This is a genomic window from Vibrio sp. ZF 223 (genome assembly GCF_003050585.1).
In the GTDB taxonomy this organism is placed as follows: domain Bacteria; phylum Pseudomonadota; class Gammaproteobacteria; order Enterobacterales; family Vibrionaceae; genus Vibrio; species Vibrio crassostreae.
Window position 1 is genome coordinate 25,962 of sequence record NZ_PIGB01000017.1, and the last position, 18,524, is coordinate 44,485.

Genomic DNA, 18,524 nt, shown 5'->3' on the forward strand with positions numbered 1-18,524 from the left:
ATAGTTCAACCAATTAGAGTTATCAAGAAATGACCGCTACCTACGTTGCTCGACAACCTATCTTAAACCGAAACAAAAACACGCTTGGTTATGAGCTGCTGTTTCGTGACGGAGAAAGGAATGCCTATCCAGCGCATATAGAGTCTAATCGAGCAACGTATCGTCTGATTGTTGAGAATTTCTTGTCGGTCGGGCTGAACCCTTCGATCCCTTCTTCACGCTGCTTTATTAACTTCCCGTATCAAAGCCTGATTCGTCGGCTGCCACTGAGCTTGCCGAAAGACAAGGTGGTGGTTGAGATCCTTGAAACCTGCCAACCGACCGACGAGTTATTAGAAGCCGTTAAAGAGCTCTACCAAGCGGGCTACATGATCGCCCTAGATGATTTTACTTCGACTCCAGAATGGGAACGTTTCCTCAGATATACGCATATTGTTAAGCTCGATATCATGCAGATGGGCTTAGATGAGGCGTGTAATTTGGTTAGGGCGCATCAAGGGAAGAAATTTAGCTTTCTTGCTGAACGAGTCGAAAACGAACAAGAATTCCAGCAAGCGAAAGAGGCGGGTTTTAAGTTCTTCCAAGGCTACTTCTTTAGCAAACCGGAAATCATCAAGACCAAGTACATCAGCCCTGAACAAGTGATTGCCATGGAGCTGTTCCAAGAAGTGTGCAAGCCGGATGTCGACTTTCAGCGTGTCGAGAGCATCGTCGCAAAGGATGTCGCTTTGTCTTATAAGCTACTGCGCTTTGTAAACACCATGTCGCCTCGTCTTGAGGTAACTATTTCGTCATTCCGTCAGGCCTTGGTTTACTTGGGGCAAGAGAAGCTGAAAATGTTTGTTTCGCTGGCGGTAGCGTCTTATGTTTCTGATAAAAAGCCGAAAGAGTTGTATGGCTTGTCTTTACAGCGAGCGCAATTTTGTCAGCGTATGTCTCGTTACCAAGCGTTTGAAGGGCACACTGAGCAAGCCTTTATGATCGGTTTGTTCTCGTTGCTGGATGCATTGCTCGACCTATCGTTAGAGAATTTAGTTGAGCAACTGCCTTTGTGTAAAAGTATCAAGGTGGCTCTGCTTCGTAGAGAAGGACCATACGGTACCTTACTCGCGCTTGAAGAGAGCTTTGAACATGCTGATTGGCAACAGATTGATGAGCACTGCGCTGATTTAGGGTTAAGCGTGGATCAGGTCAAAACGGAGCTTACTGAAGCTCGCCGTTGGAGTCATACCGTGACCAACAAGCTCTGATGTTTATTCGTTAAACTTTTATGACAATTGAAACGCACGCCTTGACGTGCGTTTTTTTACAACTAATATATACGCATATCCATATATGAGTATGTAATTATGCTTCCTCACCAATTCTTTAAATTACTGTCTGATGAAACGCGAGTGCGTTGCTTAATGATGATTGTGCGCCAAGAGTGCCTCTCTGTTGGTGAGTTGACTCAGGCATTACAAGAAAGTCAGCCAAAGGTTTCACGCCACCTTGCGCAGTTGCGCTCCAACGGCATTTTGACTGACGTTCGCCAAGGGCAGTGGGTGTTTTACCGCCTGTCACAAGATTTACCGGGTTGGATGCTAAAGTTAATTGATGACCTTATCGCATCGAACTGTTTGAAAACTGAATACCAACAAGACATTGATCGCTTAGAAGAAATGACTTCACGCCCTCAATGTTGCGTTTAATTGAATATTTTTAGATTCACCACTAGCTGAGAGAGCATACGATGACAGTTAAAGTAGGTATTAATGGTTTTGGTCGTATTGGCCGTCTAGCACTTCGCGCAGCATTCGACTGGGCAGAGCTAGAGTTTGTACAAATTAATGATGTCGCGGGCGATACCGCAACGTTAGCACATCTTCTAGAGTTCGATTCAGTTCAAGGTCGCTTTCACCACGAAGTAACTGCAGAAGGCGATGAGATGATCATTAATGGCCAGCGCATCAAGACCACACAAGAGCGCGACATCGATGCGATCGATTGGTCTGGCTGTGATGTGGTTATCGAAGCGACAGGTGTTCACCGTAAGACATCTTTCCTAAACAAATACCTAGAGCAGGGCGTGAAGCGTGTTGTGGTATCGGCGCCAGTGAAAGAAGAAGGCATCGCAAACATTGTTGTTGGTGTGAACGACAATATCTTCGACCCAGCAGTACACAAAATCGTAACCGCAGCGTCTTGTACAACAAACTGTATCGCGCCAGTGGTTAAAGTGATCAACGAGAAGCTTGGTATCGAGAATGCGTCATTCACAACGATTCACGATCTAACCAACACGCAAACTATTCTAGATGCACCCCACAAGGACTTACGTCGTGCACGTGCATGTGGCATGAGCCTTATTCCTACAACAACGGGCAGTGCTAAAGCGATCGTTGAGATCTTCCCTGAGCTTGAAAACCGTATTAACGGCCACGCGGTTCGTGTACCACTAGCGAACGCTTCTCTGACTGACATCATCTTCGAAGTGAAGCAAGACACCACAGCAGAAGAAGTTAACGCGATGCTAAAAGAAGCGTCTGAGAACGAACTGAAAGGCATTCTTGGCTTTGAAGAGCGTCCGCTGGTTTCTATCGATTACAAAGGCGACCAACGCTCAACCATCGTAGATGCACTATCAACTATGTTAGTGGGTAAGCGCATGGTTAAGATCTACGCTTGGTACGATAACGAAATGGGTTACGCGACACGTACGGCTGAGCTAGTACGTACAGTCGGCCTTGCATAATACTCTTCATACTTGAAGCTGCAGCGTTGTTAACTGCGTAAGTTCACCGGAACGCCGGCCGCCCTAATCACATAGAGCCCCTATGCTCATAGGGCTGAACTTCACTCCTTTTTAGGGAAAAGGTTGGCTACCTGCAACTCCAATTATTTTGAGTATTGGTTCTATAAGAATTTAAGAGAATACACAATGACACATCCAACATGGCAACTAGATTTAGAAACTGGTGCGTTAGTGCTTACTCCGTGCCCAGGCACTAAGGAAGCTGACCTCGATGCATCTCTAGCTCAACTTAAAGCGCAAGGCGTAGAAGCGATTGTGACGGCTTTAGACAGTGAAGAACTGGCGAGCAAGAATGTTTCTGAGCTAGGTGAGAAAGCACAAGCACTAGGCATGCAATGGTTCCAAATTGAAATCGAAGATGATTGTGCACCGGGTGCTGACTTTGCGCAGAAGTGGCAAGCAGCAAGCCCAGAGCTACATCAAGTTGTGGATAATGGCGGTAAGGTAGCGATGCACTGCATGGGCGGTTCTGGCCGTACAGGTTTATTCGCAGCTCATCTGCTTTTAGAAAAAGGCTGGGACCTCGATAAGATCGTTCAAGAAGTTCAGGCACTGCGTCCAGGTGCCTTCACTAAATCTATCCAGGTTGAGTACATTAATGGCGTAGCGAATAGCTAATAGTCATCAGTGTTAGACAGGGAGCTTTTGGTATCTGGAGTGTTGAACTTATCATGATCCAAAAGCTCTTTTTGTTTTGGTTGCAGAGATAGCATTATGTTTTCAAATCTAAGTAAGAGCGTTCGCCAATACATGTTGGTGACCTTCAACTACTGGAACTTCACCATTACTGATGGTGCACTTCGTATGCTGGTGGTCTTGTATTTTTACGACCTTGGCTACAGTTCGTTAGAGATCGCCTCGCTGTTCCTTTTCTATGAATTCTTTGGTGTGGTGACGAACCTAATCGGTGGTTGGTTGGGCGCACGTCTTGGCCTCAATAAGACCATGAACATTGGTTTGGGGATGCAAGTTGTCGCCTTGGGTATGCTCGCGGTGCCAACGGCGATGTTGACTATTCCTTGGGTAATGGCGGCGCAGGCCTTGTCTGGTATCGCTAAAGACCTCAATAAGATGAGCGCCAAGAGCTCAATTAAGACCTTAGTGCCGGATGAGCAGCAAGGCGCGCTGTATAAGTGGATTGCAATTCTGACAGGCTCTAAGAATGCCCTGAAAGGTGCAGGCTTCTTTATTGGCGGTTTACTGCTTTCAACGATTGGCTTCCAATATGCAGTGCTTGCGATGGCAGCTGTGCTGACTTTGGTCTTCATTGGCAGTGTGCTGAGCTTAGAAGCGGACATGGGTAAAGCGAAAACCAAGCCTAAGTTCAAACAGATCTTCTCTAAATCTGAATCCATCAACATCCTATCTGCAGCTCGCATGTTCTTGTTTGGTGCTCGTGATGTGTGGTTTGTGATTGCTTTGCCAATTTATCTCGGCAGCGTGTTTGGTTGGGATCACTCATGGGTTGGCGGTTTCTTAGCGGCTTGGACTATCGCTTATGGCTTTGTACAAGGCATAGCGCCGAAGATTACGGGTAAAGCTCAGGGTAAGGTGCCAGATGGGCATGCCGCGCTGTTATGGGCTGGTGCGTTGGCTATCGTGACCGCTGCCATTGCTTATGCGGTACAGATTGGTTGGCAACCAGAGCTAGTTATCGTGGGTGGTTTGATGGTGTTTGGTGCTATCTTTGCGGTGAACTCATCACTTCACTCATATTTGATTGTGAGTTATGCGAAAGGCGATGGCGTTTCTCTTGATGTCGGTTTCTACTACATGGCAAATGCGATGGGCCGTTTGATTGGCACGATATTGTCGGGCTTGGTATTCCAAATGGCAGGTTTGTCTGCGTGTTTGTGGGTTTCCTTCGCATTCTTAGCGATAACGACGGTGATCTCTCTGCGTTTACCTAGGATACCGCAAATCTCAGCAGCATAAGCTTCAGCCGCATGAGCTAAATTCGCGATAAGCATCTCCTTTAACACTAAGCTGACTTGGTATTTATTCCGGTCAGCTTTTTTATTGCTATAGTAGAATGATTGAATATTAATCAGGCATTTACATGAAGCAGCGAATTCTCTTTTTTGATTTAGCACGATGTGTCGCGGCCGTAGCGGTTATCGCGATTCATGTTTTGGCGCCTTATCGCAATGAGTTAGGAACCGTTCCTTTCGGCGAATGGTTAACAGCAATCAGCGTCAATGGCTTCAGCCGCTGGGCTGTACCTGTCTTTATATTGATAACGGGTGCTTTGATGTTAAGCGATCAGCGCCCGTTTGACGCTAAGTACTACCTCAAGCGACGCCTAGGCAAAGTATTGATACCTTTCATCGTTTGGTCGCTTTTCTATACCTACCTATCTGGTTGGTCTGCGATGGGCTTTGATGCCGACGTCAGTTGGGACGTGTTGCTCAATAGCTATCATCATTACACCTATTACCACCTCGGTTTCTTCTATTACTTTATCCCGCTCTACTTTGTGATTCCGTTCTTGCAGATCATGGTCAGAAAGTACGGTGATAGATCGGTCTATGCCTTTACGGCGGTATGGCTGCTCACAACATTACTGTTCTTACTGAGAATCGACGGTCCTTGGAGCCACGAATTGTGGCTGTACACCGGTTACTTACCATTGGGATACTTGCTGTATAAGATTGTGCCACTTAACAAGGTGACAGTCGGCGTGAGTGTGTTACTGGGTGGGTTAGCGTTACTAACCACGGTTTACATGGTAGTTGATGCAAGCTTGGTAGCAGAAGAGTACACGGTGGGGCGCTGGTTATCTTACAAGACGTTGAATACGGTATTAGCAGCGAGCATGGTGTTTATGCTGTGTCGTTATTACGGAGAAGGATTATCTGAGAAAAGTAACCAAGTGGTTGGCTTTATCAGTAAGCACAGTTTAGGTATCTACCTGCTGCATCCTATCTTCTTGTGGCCAATGAAAGAGTTTGGTTGGTACCAGGGACACCCTGCGTGGGTTATCCCATTATGGATTGTGATCAGTGGCGCAGGTGCGCTTTGGATGAGCTGGATGGTATCTAAGTCTGAGAAAACGCGTTGGTTATTGCCTTAGTCGTTAATACTAAAGCCATTAGTTATTATCGCTGGTGGTCGGTTTTTGATGAATCGTTGAAGCGGCTTACGATTAGCGTTTCAACGCAAAGTGTAAGAACTTATCGCCTTGGTAGGTTAAGGTTCCTTTGTCGCCGGGGTTAAGGGCGTGGAAATAGTGGATTCCGACTTGGAATTCGCGTTTCGGACCAACCACACCACGTTGAACGTAAATCCAGTACTCTTGATCTTCTTGGCCAGGTTCTGCGTCAGGAAGGTCGATGGATTGTTTGTCTAACACAGTGACATTCACTTTCTTCTCTGGCGCATTTTCACCTTGCGAGTGTTTTCGATAGAAACCAATAAATACCCAAGCCGCTAGAGCAGCGAGTGCAAAAATGGCAAAAAAGAGTGAATTAGGCATATAACCTCCATGTAGTCGTGATGGTTATTCTAGTCTTTCAGGCAATAGGGATATGTGTTTAAAGCCGTTATTCGTGAACTGTTGTAAGCCAAGCTGATTATTTTTCGGCGGACATCACATTTAATGGCCAGTTTGGGATAAAGCATTGTTATTTATTGTCTCTTTCTCTCGTAAATAACAGTGATTTTGTATAAGAATAGGGAAATGCTCGACTAGAATTATAGTGTGGAGTGGGAGGGCCAAGATGACCGATATTGAAAAAGTGGTGACAAGAACTCGCAATATAGAGAAATTATTGAGGCTTCAATATCATGCCGAAGGCGAAGGATTGCATGAGCTTGTAACAAGCTGTGAAGAAAGGCTACCGCACGATATGGTGAGCAAGCTGCGTTATATCGCAACGTGTCGTAACAAGGTAGTCAATGAACATGAGGCTAAGTTGGAAGACCAACATAAGTTCATCATGATGTGTAACGACTGTGAGAAGGAGCTGACTCCACGTAGTGGTCGTTTTATTTGGCGAGTTGCGATCTTACTAATGATGGCAATGACTTTGGCTGCCGCAGGTTTCTATTATGCGAACTGGGATGTGCTAACACTGCATCTGTTTTCGAAATGAAAAAATTGAACAAAAAAAGGGACGCTCATGGCGTCCCTTTTTTTATCTGTAACTTGCTTAGTACATCATCGGTAGTGTCATTAGACCTACAACTACCGCGATCATTACAAGTCCTTGTCTTTGCGAAGATGAAATCATAACACTACTCCTAAATTTGGTTGTCTCTCGCTATGTTTTAAAGAATAGCACTACTTATGGCTTTAGATCAATAATTACTTTCGAAAGCTTTAAAAGTAGTAGAAAACTATGAGTTTTTTGCTTGTTTGAGTGTATTTAACTGTGTTTTATGGTGTGTTCTTATTTTGTTCGTTGTGATTTATGTTTGTTCTAATTTGGTTTAACCTGTTGTTTTTAAATGGTTGTTTTGTGTAATTTATATTGTTAAAGGTTGTTAAACTGTATTAATAAGGGTTGGCGGTGGCTAGGTTTGTTTTGGTTGATTTTTTAAGTTTTCGACTTGGTTTTTGTGGCGGTTTTTACCGGGGGCTTGAAATAACCTGACAAAACTGGGTTCTAAAAAAGAAAACTGGCTACTTTACAAGTCTAGGGTTGGTCGGAGTTTTTATTTCCCTATTAAGCTTGAGTTTGTTTGTTTAAGTTATTGTTATTGTTTGCTTTAAATGTATTGATTTTAATTTTTTAAGTGTGGTATTTGCCGGAATTTGGCCAGTTTTTATGGAGCCAATAGGTTAGAATTGACCAAAATTCAAGTATGGCGACTCTAATGCCAGTTTGAATAGGTTTTATGATGATTTGCTCTAGTTTTAAACGAATAGTCATTGTCACTGTGGTAATTGTTACGACTTCAATCTAAAGAGACTCTTTTTAGTGGAAGCGTAATCAAGATCCAATTTTGAGGGGCTGAGGCTTTACATCAACACTCGTGTGCCTAGACTGGCGACGATTTAAAGCAATAGGGCAAATGGTATGTGGAGTTGGTTGGCGGTTTCCTTGTCTGGTATCGGAGCAATAGCAGGAACGAAGCATGGACATATCGGTCAGGCCTTATCGTATAAGGTTTTTACCTTTGTATTATTAGCGACCATTGCTTTAACTCAATCTGTCGTTGCTGATTTTACCTATTGGGTCGTTGCTGGGTTGGCGGTTTCTGCGATCGCAGATGTCTTACATACTGTTACTCAAAAACGTCCTCTGCATTTTGTTTGCTTCTTGCTGGCTCAGCTCTGTTACAGCAAAGCATTTTGGTTACAGCTATCAGGAGAAATGGTCTGGTGGTTGTTCGCACTCCTGTTAGCGGCTTGTGTCGTTGCTTTCTTCTTACTTCTGCCTCGCTTAGACAAACTCGTCTTTCCTGTGGTTATCATGGGTATCGTGCTTATTCAGCTTGCATGGGCTTCTGGTGAGCTCTGGTTGCTTGATCCTCAACTGTCGCATGCGGTGGGTTTTGCTGGTTGTGCCGTGTTGCTGCTTTCTGCATTAGCATACGCGCTAAACTTCTATCGTAGCCCCATTAAGGGTGCCTACTTTTGGGTGACGGGCAGTTACTTTCTGGCTCACGCTCTCATTGTTGCTTCCCTTACCATTTAGGGTAGAGCTAGCTTAACTCTGAGCTACATCAAGGCAGCTAAGATGAAAGTAGGTAATCTACGTCTACTTCATTAAACATGAGATAGAGTTATGACTACCGAAATTCATGCACACAACGTTTTAAACCTACTGAGTGAAAAGCCACTGACTTGTGAAGAGTTGACGCAAGAGCTTGCTCAAACTTATGGCGCAGAAGCTCGTTTCCATACCTGTAAGCTGAACGGCCTGGATTTAGATGGATTGCTGAAGTTTTTCCTGAAGATGGAAAAGGTCGTAGTTATTGATGACAAGCTTTGCACTAATCGCGAACGTGTGTGTAACCACTAACTCCCAGTGACTTGGTTTCAGAGCCTTTTGGCTTTTATAGATTAAGAAGAGTGGATGCTATGTTTCGGCTTCACTCTTTAAATTCTCTTTTTACTTTTCTCCTTTCTACTTTTCTATTTGCTCTCGCAAAATTCCCTTCTAATTAGATAAGTTAATCCTTTTATTACTGCGTTCGAAAATCAATGTTGAGGCTGCTATACTCCGCGCACTTACGCTTTTCGAGACAAACTTATGGAAATTTTATCTGCAGCAACCATGCTGTTTCTTATTATGGACCCGCTTGGCAATCTACCAATCGTGCTCTCTATCCTTAAGCATATTGATCCGAAGCGTCGTCGTATTGTTCTTGTTCGTGAACTGATGTTTGCGCTGATTATCCTGCTGTTGTTCTTGTTTGCTGGTCAAAGCATTATGAACTTCCTGCATGTGCAGCCTGAAACCTTGAGTATCTCTGGCGGTATTATTCTGTTCATCATCGCGATTAAGATGATTTTCCCAAGTGTGGGTAGTATTACTGGCCTCGCGGCGGGTGAAGAACCGTTTATTGTGCCGATGGCGATCCCAATGATTGCTGGCCCTTCAGTGATTGCGGCATTAATTCTGTTGTCGACACAGCACCCTGACAACATGTTAGAGCTTTCAGCCGCGGTGATGTTGGCTTGGGGCGCTACCTTCTTCATTCTGATGTTTAATGGCTTCTTCCTGCGAGTGTTGGGTGAGAGAGGCCTTAAAGCCATCGAACGCTTGATGGGCTTGTTGCTGGTTATGCTGTCGACGCAAATGTTCCTAGATGGTGTGAAAGGCTACATGGGTTAACATCAGTATCATCGCTGAATAAAAAAACGCCGCTCAAATGAGCGGCGTTTTTGTCTCTACTGTTTCTGTCATGATGTTTTCTGTAGCTAAGCGTTTTATATCTGAGCTTAAGCTTGATTACATCATGTGCTTGCGTCGGATATCGAGTAGGGCAAAGACACCGAAAATCAATATTGACCACTTCTCCCAACGTGACATTTCGATCTTGTCGCCGAAAGCACCGATAAAAATCAGCATCTGCAGGCCGTGCATGAAGAACAAGAACGCTGTCATGATATAAAGCGCAATCGCCGCATTACCCGGGAACGGGTAGAAAATATTTACGATTAAGATAAACCAAACAAAGGCGATGGCTGCTTTTGCTAGTGGAAGCAAGAACTTCATTCAATAACTCCTATTCTTCAGTGATTCGATTGAACAGTCGGTAACTTGACTGTCCGGTAGTCTTATCGCGATGCAACTCCCAGTTCTCTGGCATAGCTTCGAGTTTCAGCTCTTTCTCTGTCTCGACGTAAATGATGGCATCGTCTGCAAGCCAACCGTTACTCTCAAGCAGTTGTACTGTTTCTGCCAATAAGCCTTTACGAAATGGTGGATCAAGGAAAACCATATCGTAAGGGGTGCCTGGCTTCTTAAGGAAAGAGATAGCGTCAGTATTTACAACATTGATGTTGTCTGCTTTGAGCTCTTTCGCGTTATCAGAAAGTTGTTTAGCAGCCTTTTGGTTCATTTCGAGCAGCGTCACCATTTTTGCTTGGCGAGAAGCTGCTTCAAAACCTAAACCGCCAGAACCGGCAAATACATCCAAGCAAGTTGAATGTGGGATATCTTGAGCCACCCAGTTAAAGAGTGTCTCTTTTACTCGGTCAATGGTTGGGCGTAATCCTTCTAAATCATGGACGGGCAGTTTTCTACCTCTCCATGAGCCACTAATAATTCGAACAAAGCCTCCGGATGGCTTTTTTTGTGATGTGTTTTGCTGGCGACGTCTTACCATAGATTTTTTGACCGCTAATAAAGTGATACTATACCGAGCCCAATTTAAGTGGGTTCGTGTATTAAATAAATTTGCAATGACAAAGTGTATCAAGCTAAAAGCAAACTTATCACTGCTTTGTCATTTTTCTTTACTATTCGTTTGTACAAGCTTGTATTGTATAACAATAGCAAAGAGTCGACGTGTATTAAGTCAATACAGCTAATTAGTAGATCTAGGAAACTCCTCTGATGACGGAAAAAAAGAAGCGCGGATTATTATCGTGGCTTGGTTTTGGTGAAGAAGAACAAAGCCCAAAAACTCAGAATGAAGCGAACGTAGAAAGCGTTGAAGATCAAACTGAAGTTGAATCACAAGTTGAGGCTGAACAGGTCGCGCCTGAAGCTGAAGTCGCTAAGCCAACTGCATCTGAGCAAGCGCTTGAAGAAGCTCAACAAGAACAGCAACCTGTCGCAGCAGAAGCAGAAGCAGAAGCAGAACAGGAAGAAGTGGTTGTTCCTCAAGCTAAGGTTGAAGAAGTACAAGAGAAGCCAACAGAAAGCTTCTTTGCTCGCCTTAAGCGCAGCCTAAGCCGCACTAAAGCAAACATCGGCGCCGGTTTCTTCGGTCTGTTCAAAGGCAAGCAAATCGATGAAGATCTGTTTGAAGAGCTAGAAGAGCAACTTCTGATCGCTGATGTGGGTATGAATACCACGGTTAAGATCATTGAAAACCTGACAGAAAAAGCATCTCGCAATGACCTAAAAGACGGTGAAGCGCTTTATGGTCTGCTCAAAGAAGAGATGGCAGACATCTTAAGCCAAGTAGAACAGCCACTGGTTGTTGATACCACTAAAACACCTTACGTTATCTTAATGGTTGGTGTGAACGGTGTAGGTAAGACAACTACGATCGGTAAACTGGCAAAACAATTCCAAAATGAAGGCAAGAAAGTGATGCTAGCGGCGGGTGATACCTTCCGTGCTGCAGCCGTTGAACAGCTTCAGGTTTGGGGTCAGCGTAATGATGTGCCGGTTATCGCTCAGCACACAGGTGCGGATAGTGCGTCTGTTATCTACGATGCGATTGAAGCAGCGAAAGCACGTGGCGTTGATGTTGTGATTGCCGATACAGCGGGTCGTTTGCAGAACAAGAGCAACTTGATGGAAGAGCTGCGTAAGATTGTTCGTGTAATGAAGAAGATTGATGACTCTGCACCACACGAAATCATGCTAACGCTCGATGCCGGTACGGGTCAGAATGCTATCAGCCAAGCGAAACTATTCAGTGAAGTGGCTCCAGTAACCGGTATTACACTGACTAAGTTAGATGGTACGGCGAAAGGTGGCGTAATTTTCTCAATTGCTGACCAGTTCCAGATTCCAATCCGCTACATTGGTGTGGGTGAAGGTATTGATGACCTGCGCCCATTTGAATCTAAAGACTTCATTGAAGCACTATTTAGCCGCGAAGAGTAACGCGAGTAGCAAAGTGGTTTATCCTTAATCTGCTACCGTTTTTAAATTTGATATTAGTGATCGTAAGAGGAATTTTCGGTGATCAAATTTCAGCAAGTGAGTAAAGCCTACCGAGGTGGAAGACAAGCGCTCCAAAAAGTGGACTTTCACCTGAAACGTGGAGAGATGGCTTTTTTGGGTGGGCACTCTGGGGCTGGTAAAAGTACCTTGCTGAAGTTGATCTGCGCGATAGAGCGTCCAACCGATGGACGTGTCTGGTTCAACGATCACGATATCACTCGTATCCCAGCCAAAGACATCCCTTTCTTACGCCGTAATATTGGGATTGTTTTTCAAGACCATCGCCTGCTGATGGACCGTTCGATTTTCGATAACGTCGCTCTGCCTATGCGTATTGAATCTATTTCTGAAAACGAAATAAAACGCCGAGTCAGTGCTGCGTTGGATAAGACAGGCTTATTAGATAAAGCCCGTTGTTTGCCAAGCCAGCTTTCTGGTGGTGAACAGCAACGTGTGGGCATTGCTCGGGCTGTGGTGAACCGTCCAACCCTACTGCTTGCGGATGAGCCGACGGGTAACCTAGACCCTGAATTATCTAACCGTGTGTTGCGATTATTTGAAGAGTTCAACCGCGCAGGTGTGACGATCATCCTAGCGACGCACGATATCGGGTTAGTGAACACTCGCCCTCAGTACCGCCATCTTGAATTAAACCAAGGATTTTTGAGTGAGGTTGAAGACTATGGCCGCGAATAAGCGCATCAAAAAACCTCAATCTAATCGAGCAGCAAACCGCGCTTCAAGCGACGGCTTCTTTGTTGTTCACTGGAAACAAGCCAAGTCATCGTTCTCGCAAATGTGGCAGCGCCCGTTAGGCAACTTGCTGACCCTTGCGGTGATCTCTATGGCGTTGGCGATGCCAGCTTGTTTGTACCTGTTGGGTAAAAATGTGGGTGAAGTAGCGCAAGATGTCACTAGCCCGTCACAAATAAGTGCTTATGTAGAGGATGGTATTCCTGAGCCACGAGTAATGGTGCTCAAGGATGAAATCGAAAGTTGGGATCAAGTTGAGCTGGTGGAGTACATATCTCCGCAGCAAGGGCTTGCAGACCTCAGCCAGTATTCTGGTTTTGAAGACGCCCTAACTATCCTAGATGATTATTCACTGCCAGGTGTGCTGGTGATTACGCCAAGCGTACACAGCGATACCTTAATTAAAGAACTGGCAGGCACAGTTAAACAACAAGAATTAGTAACCGATGTTCGCCTAGATGAAGATTGGTTAGCTCGATTAGATGCGATCAAAGCACTCGCGGCTGTCATCGTGATTACCTTAACGGTATTGATGTTGGGCGCGGTATTTCTGATTATCGGCAATACACTACGATTTAATGTGTTGGCGCATAAAGAAGAGATTCAAACCATGAAGCTGATTGGTGCGACCGACAGCTACATTCTTCGACCATACCTTTATGCTGGGATGTGGTTTGGCGTATTAGGTTCGATTAGCGCTTGGGTAATGACGGCATTAATTACCGTATTACTGAACAGTGCAGTGGATGACTTGGCTCAGTTGTATGACAGCCACTTCCGCTTAATTGGCCTGAGCTGGGATGAATCTTTACTGCTTTTGATCGTCGGAACTCTGCTTGGTAGTGTGGCTGCGAAGCTTTCTGCACAGCGTCACCTAAAAGAAATTGAACCAGTTTAGGTGAATAGAGTCATATTTAGACGAAAAATAGGCACTTCTTAACCAGTTTTTGCCTTGTATAGACGAATTGATTATGCATAATTACTTCCCCCTCCTTGAAACCTGTTCATTTTAGGTTCAAGATTGTCGGGTTTTAATAGATGTATTACTCCAGATCAGAGATTGATGAGGAACCGAATGGCAAACCAAGCGTATCAAATGGCTTTAGTCACACAAGATAGTTTAGATAGCTATATCCGCTCAGCGAACAGCTACCCAATGCTGACACCTGAAGAGGAACGTGGACTTGCAGAGCGATTACATTACAAAGGTGAGATCGATGCTGCGAAAGGCTTGATCCTTTCCCACCTACGATTCGTGGTGCACGTCGCAAGAGGCTACTCTGGCTACGGGCTGCCAATGGCTGATCTCGTCCAAGAAGGTAACATCGGCTTGATGAAGGCTGTTAAGCGCTTCAATCCAGAAGTTGGTGTTCGATTGGTTTCTTTCGCAGTTCACTGGATCAAAGCTGAAATTCATGAATACGTTCTGCGTAACTGGCGCATCGTTAAAATTGCGACAACTAAGGCACAGCGTAAACTGTTCTTTAATCTTCGTAAGTCTAAAAAGCGTTTAGGTTGGTTTAATAACGGTGAAGTTGAGACAGTTGCTCGTGAACTGGGCGTTGAGCCTTCTGAAGTTCGTGAAATGGAATCTCGCTTAGCGGCACAAGACGCGACGTTTGAAGCGCCCATGGACGATGACGACGGCGGTTCTGCTTACACAGCTCCAGTTTACTACCTAGAAGACAAAGCATCAGACGTTGCTGAAACGATAGAAGCGGCTAACTGGGAGTCACACACCAATAATCGCCTAGGACTCGCACTAGCAAGCTTAGACGAGCGTAGCCAACACATTGTTCGCTCACGTTGGTTAGACGACAACAAAGCAACCCTGCAAGACTTAGCGGATACCTACAGCATTTCTGCAGAGCGTGTTCGCCAGTTAGAAAAGAATGCGATGAAGAAATTGAAGCAAGCCGTTGGCGATTTCTAATAGCATCTAGTTTCTATTAGCTTCAGAGCTAGCAAATAACTGAATTTTGAAAAGGCCGAGATCGAGAGATCTCGGCCTTTTTATTTTGGATCGATTTCTCAACTTTTGCGATCGAAATTTGCAAAATGATTTTGTGGATAACTCTGTGAGAAGTTTATTCGTCAGCTGTCTAAAAGCAGGGTGTAGTAAGGCTTTGACGGGGTTTTTCGAGTGGGGATATTTTTCAGTTAACCCACAGTTAGATCAGGATCCTTACTACATGTTGTGGATCTATTTTTAAAAAGGCACTTTATTCACGCAATTCACAGATTTATCCACAAAAGGTGTAAAAGTGATCGCTGGTGGATAACCTTATTAAGTGGATGTGAATGTTAGCCTTGGGATAGGTTACAATGGCAGCAAAGTAAATCAGTATAAAAGAGAAAGTCATGGACCAGTTTAAACATATCGATGTTAAAGGCGCTCAAGCCCTCATTGAACAAGGCAACGCTCGACTTGTCGATATACGTGACCCGCAGTCTTTTGCGGTTGCCCACTCACAAACAGCCTACCACCTGACTAACGATACGATGGTGTCGTTCATGGATGAGGTTGAGTTCGAACAACCTATCTTGGTGATGTGTTACCACGGTATTAGCAGCCAAGGTGCAGCACAATATTTAGTGAACCAAGGCTTTGAAGAGGTATATAGTGTAGATGGCGGTTTCGAAGCTTGGCACCGTGCTGAACTTCCTGTGATTGCTGGTTAATTACCTTTATCGCTCCAAGCATCTCTCATAGTATGAATAGGAAGTACCAATGATTAGATTGATGGTGTTAGACAACCCACGTCTTGCTCAAGCATTTATTGATTATATGGCGTCTCGTCAGATCCCTATTCAGATGTCTCCTGAGGGGGAAGGGCGTTTTGCGCTTTGGCTTATTGATGGTCAATTTCAAGTTGAAACCGAAGCTGAGCTCAATCGCTTCTTGTCGGAACCCAATCATAAGCGCTATCAAGCGGCGTCTTGGGACATGGCAGAGACCAGGAAGAGCAACTTTCATTATCACATACCAAGCTTCATGGGCATGATAAAAGCCAAAGCAGGCCCTGTGACACTCAGTATCATGCTGGTATGTGTGGTGATTTTTGCTCTGCAGCAGATAGGTTTCGGGCAGGCGATTTTTAACGCCTTACATTTCCCTGCGGTTGATGGGCAGCAATGGCAATTATGGCGCTGGCTCAGTCATGCTGTTTTGCATTTCTCGGTTATGCACATCGCATTCAACATCTTGTGGTGGTGGCAACTGGGCGGAGATATTGAGAAAAAGTTAGGTGGTCTTAAGTTACTTCAGATCTTTGCCGTATCTTCAGCGCTTTCTGGTGCCGGACAATACTGGGTCGAAGGGGCGAACTTCGGTGGTTTATCTGGAGTAGTGTATGCCTTGGTTGGTTACTTATGGGTTGTCGGAGCAAAGGCGCCGCAACTCGGTTTAGGTATCCCAAGGCAGATCGTTGGCTTTATGTTGGTGTGGTTAGTTCTTGGGTACATGCAGCCATTTATGGCCATCGCTAATACCGCTCATTTGGCAGGTTTAGTCGCAGGTGTGATTATCGGCTTTATAGATTCAATGAAAGCGCCGAAATCGGCAACAAGCTAGCGCGTTAGTTACCGAGAATCGATAGATACAAAAAAGCGGCCAGATGAGCCGCTTTTTTATTAGGATTCGTTTTTACATCATTACTGATAAAGGTATTTGGTAAACAGTAAGTCAGCAATCAGGGTTTTGCCCGTCTCAGGCAGAAGAATCTTGTTGAGGTGTTCAACCAAAGTCTTTCTCAAATCTTCACGACCAGACAGAGACTTAATCGTTTCTTCGTTTTGTTTACCAAGTAATTCAATCACGGCATCGCGGATTAATGGTTGGTGATGCTCAATGGCAGCTAGGTCATTGCTGTTCGCAACCATAATATCGAGGCGAACCTGAATGTAGCCCAGTTTTTTACCTTTAGTGTAAAAATTGGTGGTCAGGTCTGGCTCTAGCGTGAAGTAGGCTAGTTTGGGTGCCAATTCCTCTTCAGCGAAACTTGATGCTGAAAAGAGTAGGGTAATCGCAAGAATTATTTGGGCTACATAACGTTTGTGCATATTTGTGACTTTTCTTTAGTTTATTCGCGATATTCGAAACGCATTAGTCTTGTTACAATGAGCGGTCTAAATCTAAATACGTTTACAATTCGAAGAGCGCTTTAATTTTGTTCGAAAGTTGAAGCTTTATTGTACGTGTAAAGTCACCTATTGAATACTAGTATGAATCAGCCAATATCGCTGTATCTTAATTCGTTAATGAATGTAGATTGGCAAAGTACAGAAACATTTGATTTTCCTAATGAAACCACCAAAGAGTGGCTTATGGAGCAAGGTTCTCTTTCCCGCAAGTTGGGTAAGAGCTGTCAGCACCTGTCTGTTGAGTTGCTTCATAATCAAGTTGTAGAACGCTCAAGACTACAACAAGACGAGGAACATCTTTTATCATCGTTTGATTGCTTACTGCGTAAAGTGATTTTAAAGGGTGATGATGAACCGTGGGTGTTAGGTCGAACCTTGATTCCCCGAGTCACGCTAGAAGATCATCAGCACTCTGACCTTTCTCAACAAGGTAATGTCCCGCTTGGATTGACCGTTTTCAGTGCTGAGAACGTGGAGCGAGATGCGCTGCAAGTCGGTTGGGTTATCGTGGGCGATGAGCAATTACTCGCACGTCGTTCTCGATTATGGATGAACCATAAACCGATGCTTGTGGCTGAACTGTTTTTACCAACATCACCCATTTACTCTAAGGAGAGTGTGTAAATGCTTGCCACCAAAGCGAAGGCGTATTGGCAATTAACGCGAATGAATCGCCCGATTGGTACCCTGTTACTTCTTTGGCCGACCTTGTGGTCACTGATTATCGCCGCACAAGGTATGCCTGATTTTGATGTCTTGGTTGTTTTCGTACTCGGTGTGGTGTTGATGCGTTCGGCTGGCTGTGTGATCAATGACTTTGCTGACCGTAAAGTAGATGGTCATGTTAAACGTACCAAGCAGCGTCCATTACCTTCAGGTTTGGTTTCCAGTAAGGAAGCGATTCTGCTCTTTTTAGTGCTAGCCGTGGTTTCCTTCTTGCTGGTACTGACCATGAATCCACTGACCATTAAGCTCTCATTTATTGGTGTTGGTCTGGCGTTCATTTACCCTTTCATGAAGCGTTTTACGCATCTTCCACAGTTGTTTCTCGGCTTAGCGTTTAGTTGGGCGATACCAATGGCTTGGGCGGCACAAACCAATGAACTGCCAAGCATTGTGTGGTTTATATTCGTGATTAATGCGTTGTGGACGATTGCTTACGACACGCAATATGCGATGGTTGATCGAGATGACGACCTGAAGATTGGTATTAAATCGACGGCGATTTTATTTGGTCGCTTCGATAAACTGATTGTTGGCTCTTTGCAACTCGTCACCCTAGCGATGCTGATTGCGTTAGGCATGCATTACCAACTAGGTGATACCTTCTATTGGGCATTGTTGGTAGCGGGAAGCTTGTTTGTGTATCAACAACACCTGATGCGCCACCGTGATCGAGACCTTTGTTTCCAAGCATTTCTCAACAATAATTATGTTGGAATGGCAGTGACTGTAGGCTTATTCATTACCTTCTGGTAAGCATCAGCTTTTCGAGTTAACGAACGCTAAAGAAAAAGGCACCCAGTGGGTGCCTT

At 44.7% G+C, this 18,524-nt stretch carries 22 protein-coding genes; 18 read left to right on the plus strand and 4 right to left on the minus strand.

What is annotated here, in order from left to right:
* Positions 1-29: 29 nt before the first annotated feature.
* The 6 genes from CWO13_RS22460 (at position 30) to CWO13_RS22485 (ending at position 5,867) form a co-directional block, all read left to right on the plus strand.
* The gene (locus CWO13_RS22460; RefSeq protein WP_048662873.1) at positions 30-1,250 is read left to right on the plus strand and encodes an EAL and HDOD domain-containing protein; all 1,221 of its coding nucleotides are present in this window, start codon (positions 30-32) and stop codon (positions 1,248-1,250) included.
* A gap of 99 nt (positions 1,251-1,349) precedes the next feature.
* Positions 1,350-1,691 carry an ArsR/SmtB family transcription factor gene (locus CWO13_RS22465; protein ID WP_102432591.1) on the plus strand — a complete coding sequence of 114 codons (342 nt, stop codon included), beginning with the start codon at positions 1,350-1,352 and terminating at the stop codon, positions 1,689-1,691.
* A gap of 41 nt (positions 1,692-1,732) precedes the next feature.
* Complete coding sequence (locus CWO13_RS22470; RefSeq protein WP_108083484.1) at positions 1,733-2,734, plus strand: ArsJ-associated glyceraldehyde-3-phosphate dehydrogenase; 1,002 nt, start codon at positions 1,733-1,735, stop codon at positions 2,732-2,734.
* A gap of 186 nt (positions 2,735-2,920) precedes the next feature.
* Positions 2,921-3,412: a cyclin-dependent kinase inhibitor 3 family protein gene (locus tag CWO13_RS22475; RefSeq protein WP_108083485.1), complete on the plus strand. Its 492-nt coding sequence runs from the start codon at positions 2,921-2,923 to the stop codon at positions 3,410-3,412.
* A 96-nt stretch (positions 3,413-3,508) separates the two neighbouring features.
* On the plus strand, positions 3,509-4,729 hold the full coding sequence (arsJ, locus tag CWO13_RS22480; RefSeq protein WP_048658883.1) for an organoarsenical effux MFS transporter ArsJ: 1,221 nt from the start codon (positions 3,509-3,511) through the stop codon (positions 4,727-4,729).
* A gap of 124 nt (positions 4,730-4,853) precedes the next feature.
* The gene (locus CWO13_RS22485; RefSeq protein ID WP_102478821.1) at positions 4,854-5,867 is read left to right on the plus strand and encodes an acyltransferase; all 1,014 of its coding nucleotides are present in this window, start codon (positions 4,854-4,856) and stop codon (positions 5,865-5,867) included.
* A gap of 72 nt (positions 5,868-5,939) precedes the next feature.
* Here the strand turns inward: CWO13_RS22485 and CWO13_RS22490 are convergent, their stop codons facing one another.
* Entirely contained in the window at positions 5,940-6,269 is a 330-nt protein-coding gene (locus CWO13_RS22490) for a DUF2500 domain-containing protein (protein WP_017061032.1), read from the minus strand.
* A 244-nt stretch (positions 6,270-6,513) separates the two neighbouring features.
* On the opposite strand from CWO13_RS22490, the gene CWO13_RS22495 reads away from it, so the two are divergent.
* The 4 genes from CWO13_RS22495 to CWO13_RS22515 all read left to right on the plus strand — a co-directional run bounded on the left by CWO13_RS22495 (position 6,514) and on the right by CWO13_RS22515 (position 9,579).
* Positions 6,514-6,888: a hypothetical protein gene (locus CWO13_RS22495; protein ID WP_004736595.1), complete on the plus strand. Its 375-nt coding sequence runs from the start codon at positions 6,514-6,516 to the stop codon at positions 6,886-6,888.
* Positions 6,889-7,815: 927 nt separating this feature from the next.
* On the plus strand, positions 7,816-8,436 hold the full coding sequence (locus CWO13_RS22505; RefSeq protein ID WP_048658881.1) for a lysoplasmalogenase: 621 nt from the start codon (positions 7,816-7,818) through the stop codon (positions 8,434-8,436).
* A gap of 90 nt (positions 8,437-8,526) precedes the next feature.
* Positions 8,527-8,763: a YecH family metal-binding protein gene (locus tag CWO13_RS22510; protein WP_102432594.1), complete on the plus strand. Its 237-nt coding sequence runs from the start codon at positions 8,527-8,529 to the stop codon at positions 8,761-8,763.
* Between the two features lie 231 nt (positions 8,764-8,994).
* Positions 8,995-9,579, plus strand: coding sequence for a YhgN family NAAT transporter (locus CWO13_RS22515; protein ID WP_108083486.1), 585 nt, complete (start codon positions 8,995-8,997; stop codon positions 9,577-9,579).
* 117 nt (positions 9,580-9,696) lie between these two features.
* Here the strand turns inward: CWO13_RS22515 and CWO13_RS22520 are convergent, their stop codons facing one another.
* Positions 9,697-9,963, minus strand: coding sequence for a DUF1145 domain-containing protein (locus tag CWO13_RS22520; RefSeq protein WP_016784000.1), 267 nt, complete (start codon positions 9,961-9,963; stop codon positions 9,697-9,699).
* A 10-nt stretch (positions 9,964-9,973) separates the two neighbouring features.
* Entirely contained in the window at positions 9,974-10,576 is a 603-nt protein-coding gene (rsmD, locus tag CWO13_RS22525) for a 16S rRNA (guanine(966)-N(2))-methyltransferase RsmD (protein WP_048658879.1), read from the minus strand.
* A gap of 230 nt (positions 10,577-10,806) precedes the next feature.
* On the opposite strand from rsmD, the gene ftsY reads away from it, so the two are divergent.
* The 6 genes from ftsY to glpG all read left to right on the plus strand — a co-directional run bounded on the left by ftsY (position 10,807) and on the right by glpG (position 16,420).
* Complete coding sequence (ftsY, locus tag CWO13_RS22530; protein WP_102530370.1) at positions 10,807-12,033, plus strand: signal recognition particle-docking protein FtsY; 1,227 nt, start codon at positions 10,807-10,809, stop codon at positions 12,031-12,033.
* 78 nt (positions 12,034-12,111) lie between these two features.
* Positions 12,112-12,789, plus strand: a complete 678-nt coding sequence (gene ftsE, locus CWO13_RS22535; RefSeq protein ID WP_004736585.1) for a cell division ATP-binding protein FtsE — start codon at positions 12,112-12,114, stop codon at positions 12,787-12,789.
* Positions 12,776-13,744, plus strand: coding sequence for a permease-like cell division protein FtsX (gene ftsX / locus CWO13_RS22540; RefSeq protein ID WP_017061038.1), 969 nt, complete (start codon positions 12,776-12,778; stop codon positions 13,742-13,744). Before ftsE ends, ftsX begins: the two co-directional genes overlap by 14 nt.
* A gap of 177 nt (positions 13,745-13,921) precedes the next feature.
* Entirely contained in the window at positions 13,922-14,779 is an 858-nt protein-coding gene (gene rpoH, locus CWO13_RS22545; protein ID WP_108083487.1) for an RNA polymerase sigma factor RpoH, read from the plus strand.
* A 428-nt stretch (positions 14,780-15,207) separates the two neighbouring features.
* Positions 15,208-15,528, plus strand: coding sequence for a thiosulfate sulfurtransferase GlpE (gene glpE / locus CWO13_RS22555; RefSeq protein ID WP_048658877.1), 321 nt, complete (start codon positions 15,208-15,210; stop codon positions 15,526-15,528).
* A gap of 49 nt (positions 15,529-15,577) precedes the next feature.
* Positions 15,578-16,420: a rhomboid family intramembrane serine protease GlpG gene (gene glpG, locus CWO13_RS22560; protein WP_102478818.1), complete on the plus strand. Its 843-nt coding sequence runs from the start codon at positions 15,578-15,580 to the stop codon at positions 16,418-16,420.
* Between the two features lie 80 nt (positions 16,421-16,500).
* On the opposite strand, the gene CWO13_RS22565 is transcribed toward glpG, so the two are convergent.
* Complete coding sequence (locus CWO13_RS22565) at positions 16,501-16,908, minus strand: flagellar basal body-associated protein FliL (protein WP_048662879.1); 408 nt, start codon at positions 16,906-16,908, stop codon at positions 16,501-16,503.
* Positions 16,909-17,070: 162 nt separating this feature from the next.
* Here CWO13_RS22565 and CWO13_RS22570 point away from each other — a divergent pair, with 162 nt between their 5' ends.
* Together CWO13_RS22570 and ubiA are read left to right on the plus strand one after the other, a co-directional pair.
* Complete coding sequence (locus CWO13_RS22570) at positions 17,071-17,613, plus strand: chorismate lyase (RefSeq protein ID WP_170960874.1); 543 nt, start codon at positions 17,071-17,073, stop codon at positions 17,611-17,613.
* Positions 17,614-18,468 (plus strand): 4-hydroxybenzoate octaprenyltransferase, encoded by an 855-nt coding sequence (gene ubiA / locus CWO13_RS22575; protein ID WP_048658874.1) that lies wholly within the window; start codon positions 17,614-17,616, stop codon positions 18,466-18,468.
* Positions 18,469-18,524: the final 56 nt, after the last annotated feature.